At 72.8% G+C, this 3,578-nt stretch carries 2 protein-coding genes; both read right to left on the bottom strand.

The features are described 5' to 3' along the window. Positions 1-64 precede the first annotated feature (64 nt). Positions 65-898 carry an NUDIX hydrolase gene (locus AB0K37_RS41070; RefSeq protein WP_363991350.1) on the bottom strand — a complete coding sequence of 278 codons (834 nt, stop codon included), beginning with the start codon at positions 896-898 and terminating at the stop codon, positions 65-67. 228 nt (positions 899-1,126) lie between these two features. Next, the gene (locus AB0K37_RS41065; RefSeq protein ID WP_363991347.1) at positions 1,127-3,061 is read right to left on the bottom strand and encodes an amino acid permease; all 1,935 of its coding nucleotides are present in this window, start codon (positions 3,059-3,061) and stop codon (positions 1,127-1,129) included. Between the last annotated feature and the right edge of the window lie 517 nt (positions 3,062-3,578).

Below are 3,578 nucleotides of genomic sequence, written 5' to 3'. Positions count from 1 at the left end.
TTCGCTTCGATATTCTGTGGCCCTTGGGGGGGCCCCCCCCCCCACGCCCCCCGGTTCGCTTCGCTCATCTGATCTCCTCCTCCCGGCTCGGCCGCAGCAGGGCCGGGTGCAGGAGCCGGGCGTCGCCCGCGCGGTAGAGGCGGGGCCGCGGGCCGCCGCGGCGGCCGCCACGGTCGGACGTGGCGCCGGTGCCCTCCACGAACCCCGGGACGGACAAGACCTTGCGGTGGAAGTTGCCGGCGTGCAGTTCCTCGCCCCACACCGCCTCGTACACCGAGCGCAGTTCGGGGATGGTGAACTCGCCGTCGCAGAACGCCGTGGCGAGCGGGGTGTACTCCAGCTTCCCGCGGGCCCGCTCCAGCCCGTCCGACAGGATCCGCGCGTGGTCGAACGCCAGCCGGCGGGTGGTGCCGGGGCGCTGGCGCCCCGAGTCGGCCAGGCCCAGCGCGTCCACCGGCGACCACGCGGCGTCGGCCGCGTCGCCGCCCGCCTCGGGGTCCGGCAGCTCGGGCGCGAACGCCAGGTAGGCGACGGAGATGACGCGCATCCGCGGGTCGCGGCCGGGGGAGCCGTAGGTTCCGAGCTGCTCCAGATGCACCCGGCCGAGCGCGCCGCCCTTGGCGCTGAGCCCGGTCTCCTCGGCCAGCTCCCGGACGGCCGCGTCGGGCAGGTCCTCGGCGTCGGTTCCCTGCAGCGGGCCGCCCGCCTGGACGAAGCCCCCGGGCAGCGCCCACATCCCCTCGTAGGGGGCGTTCCCCCGCCGCACGAGCAGGACGTGGAGGGCCCCGTCGCGGATGGTGAGCGCGACCACGTCCACCGTCACGGCGACCGGGGCGTAGTCGCGCGGGTCGTAGTTCGCGAGGAAGTCGCTCTCGTCGCGCCTCGGTTCCGGGGCCATCCGCCCGCCTCCCGTCGATCTCGGACTGAGTAAGTCTCAAGCTGAGTTCATCTCGCTATGAGAAGAACATAACCCGGACCGGGGCCGCTGTCCAGTCCCTTCCTCCGGAGACGAGACGAGGGCGCCGCCCCGGGGAGGGGGCGGCGCCCTCGTCTGTTCGGCGGGCCCGTCGTTCAGTGGGCCGGGTTTGGGCGGAACTTCACAAAACAGAAGTTCCGCGGTGCGGCCTCAGCGGCGGTGCCGGCCGCCGTGCGGCGGCTCCTGGTGCTCCCCGCTCTGACCGCTCCCGTCCCGCGGGCCGTACGGGTCCGGGGGGCCCGGATCGAGCGTGTACGGATCGTCGGAGCGGGCGGAGGGGTAGCGCTCCGGGGCGCGCTCGCCGGGAAGGCGGGGGTCGCGGGCGAACTGGCCGCCCGGCTGCCGTCCCGTCGAGTACCGGCCGGTCGGGTAGGGGCTCTCGGGCGCGCCGGGGCGCCGTTCGGCGGGCCAGGTCCCCGTCCCGTAGGGCCCGGGGGAGGAGTGGACGTCCCGCGGACCGGGCGGGGGCGCCATGCGCGGGGGCGGTGCCATGCCGGGCTGAGGCGCCGTGCCGGGCGGGTGCGCCATGCCGGGCGGCGGGGCCGGGGCGAGCCGCGCGGCGGCCGGGCGCTCGGGCGGCGCGTCCAGGAGGAGCTTCATCTGGCTCTTGCGGCGCCCGTAGATCATGTAGAGGACGAGCCCGACGCCCATCCAGACGGCGAAGTACCCCCAGGTCCGGACGTTCAGGTTCAGCATCAGCCAGCCTACCGCGACGATGGTCACGAGGACGACCAGCGGCGCGGCCGGCATCCGGAAGGGGCGGTGCAGGTCGGGCCGGGAGCGGCGCAGCGCAAGCACCGCCGCCGCGACGAACAGGAACGCGAACAGGGTGCCGATCACGACGAGCTGCTCCAGCGTGAGCACGTCGACCGTCTGCGACATGACCACCGCCGCGCCGCCGGCGACGAGCGTGGCGCGGGACGGCACCTTGTAGCGGCTCATCGCGGCCAGGGGGCGCGGCAGCAGGCCGTCGCGCGAGATGGAGAACACCACCCGGGTCAGGCTGATCATCAGCACCAGGATCACGGTGGTCAGCGCGAGCATCGCGCCCACGTCGACGATCTTGCCCATCGCGCCCGCGCCGACCGAGTCGAAGGCCGCGGCGAGCAGCAGCTTGTCGGGGTTCAGCTGGGCGATGCCGTCCATCCCCATCATGCCGACCAGCGCGAACGCCACGGCCACGTACAGCACGATCGCGGTGACCAGGGCGGTGATGATGCCGCGCGGGACCTTGCGGGGCGCGTCGTCGGTCTCCTCCGAGGCCGTCGCGATCAGGTCGAACCCGATGTAGGCGAACGCGATCGCGGGCGCCGCCGCGAGCATGCCCCAGGTCCCGAACACGTGCGGGGTGCCGCCGCCGACGGCGCCGAGCACGGCGTCCAGCACCGTCTTCTCGCCCGCGGGCGCGGGCTGGGAGGGCGGCAGGAAGGGGGTGAGGTTGCCGGGGTGGAAGAACTTCAGCGCGGTCGCGATGACGAGCCCGATCACGATGACCTTGGCCAGCACCATGAACCACAGCGTCTTCAGGCTCATCCGGCTGCCGCCGGCGAGCATCAGGACGACCAGCAGCAGGATGCCGAGCGCGAACACGTCCGGCCCCTTCTGCTGTCCGATCAGGTCGCCGAGCCCGCTCGGGATCGGCACCCCGAAGTCGTGCAGCGCCTGCGTCGCGTAGAGGGACCAGACCCGGGCGAGCACCGACGCGGCCAGCAGCAGCTCCATGATCAGGGCCCAGCCGACGACCCACGCCCAGACCTCGCCGAACGCGACGTAGCTGAAGGAGTACGCGCTGCCCGCGACCGGGATGATCGAGGAGAGCTCGGCGAAGGCGAGCGCCGCCAGCACGCACACCCCGCCCGCGATGAGGAACGACACGAGCACGCCGGGCCCCGCCGTGGAGGACGCCTGCTCGCCGGCGATCTTGAAGATGCCGGATCCGATCATGACGCCGAGGCCGAGCACGACGAGGTCGCGGGTCCGGTACACCACGCGGAGCCGGTGCCGGCCGCCGTAGAGCCGGCCGGTCGCCTGCTCGACCGGCAGCCGGCGGAACATGTTGTTGCGCATGCGCATGTCCAAGGTCATAGGTGATCCCCCAGGGCCTGAACCCGCGCCGCTGTTCGCGAGGTGACGGCTTGCTGAAGTCCCTAAGAATTCACCAAGTATGGGCGAAATAGCAACGTTTTGTGGGTGATTAGTGTGGTCAGGCGGTTGTCGGATCCTGCCAACCCTCGCAGGTCGGCGACGTGTAGCAGCGGATCCCTCACGCTCGGCACAGGGAGACCGAATCCCTTTCTGGTGGAGCGTTCCGAGCGAATACGCCTCATTTCCAATGAAGAAAGCGCTTAATGATCTTTGTGGCGCGGTGGCCCGCCGGGACCGGGCGCGACCGGGGTCGGCCGGTGCGGACGCTGGCGCGGGCCGAAGATCGATGGCACCGTAGGGGCGCCGCGTTCGTCTGGAGGTCCGGTGTTGCGCTCCCCGTCGCCCTCGCATACGTCCCCGTCCCGTCCGCCGGCGCCGCCGGGACGATCGCGGATCCGCCGCCGCACGGCCGCCGTGGCCGCCCTGGCGGCCGCCGCGTCCCTCACCGTCCCCGCCG

Origin of the sequence: Actinomadura sp. NPDC049753 (genome assembly GCF_040674655.1) — a bacterium.
In the GTDB taxonomy this organism is placed as follows: Bacteria; Actinomycetota; Actinomycetes; order Streptosporangiales; family Streptosporangiaceae; genus Spirillospora; species Spirillospora verrucosospora.
The sequence above is the reverse complement of the archived record's forward strand: the minus strand, read 5'-3'. Positions and strand labels throughout refer to the sequence as shown.

Excerpts from the sequence above, each read along its gene's own strand:
- AB0K37_RS41065 (WP_363991347.1), bottom strand. The coding sequence starts at position 3,061 with ATGACCTTGGACATGCGCATGCGCAACAACATGTTCCGCCGGCTGCCG.
- AB0K37_RS41070 (WP_363991350.1), bottom strand. The coding sequence starts at position 898 with ATGGCCCCGGAACCGAGGCGCGACGAGAGCGACTTCCTCGCGAACTAC.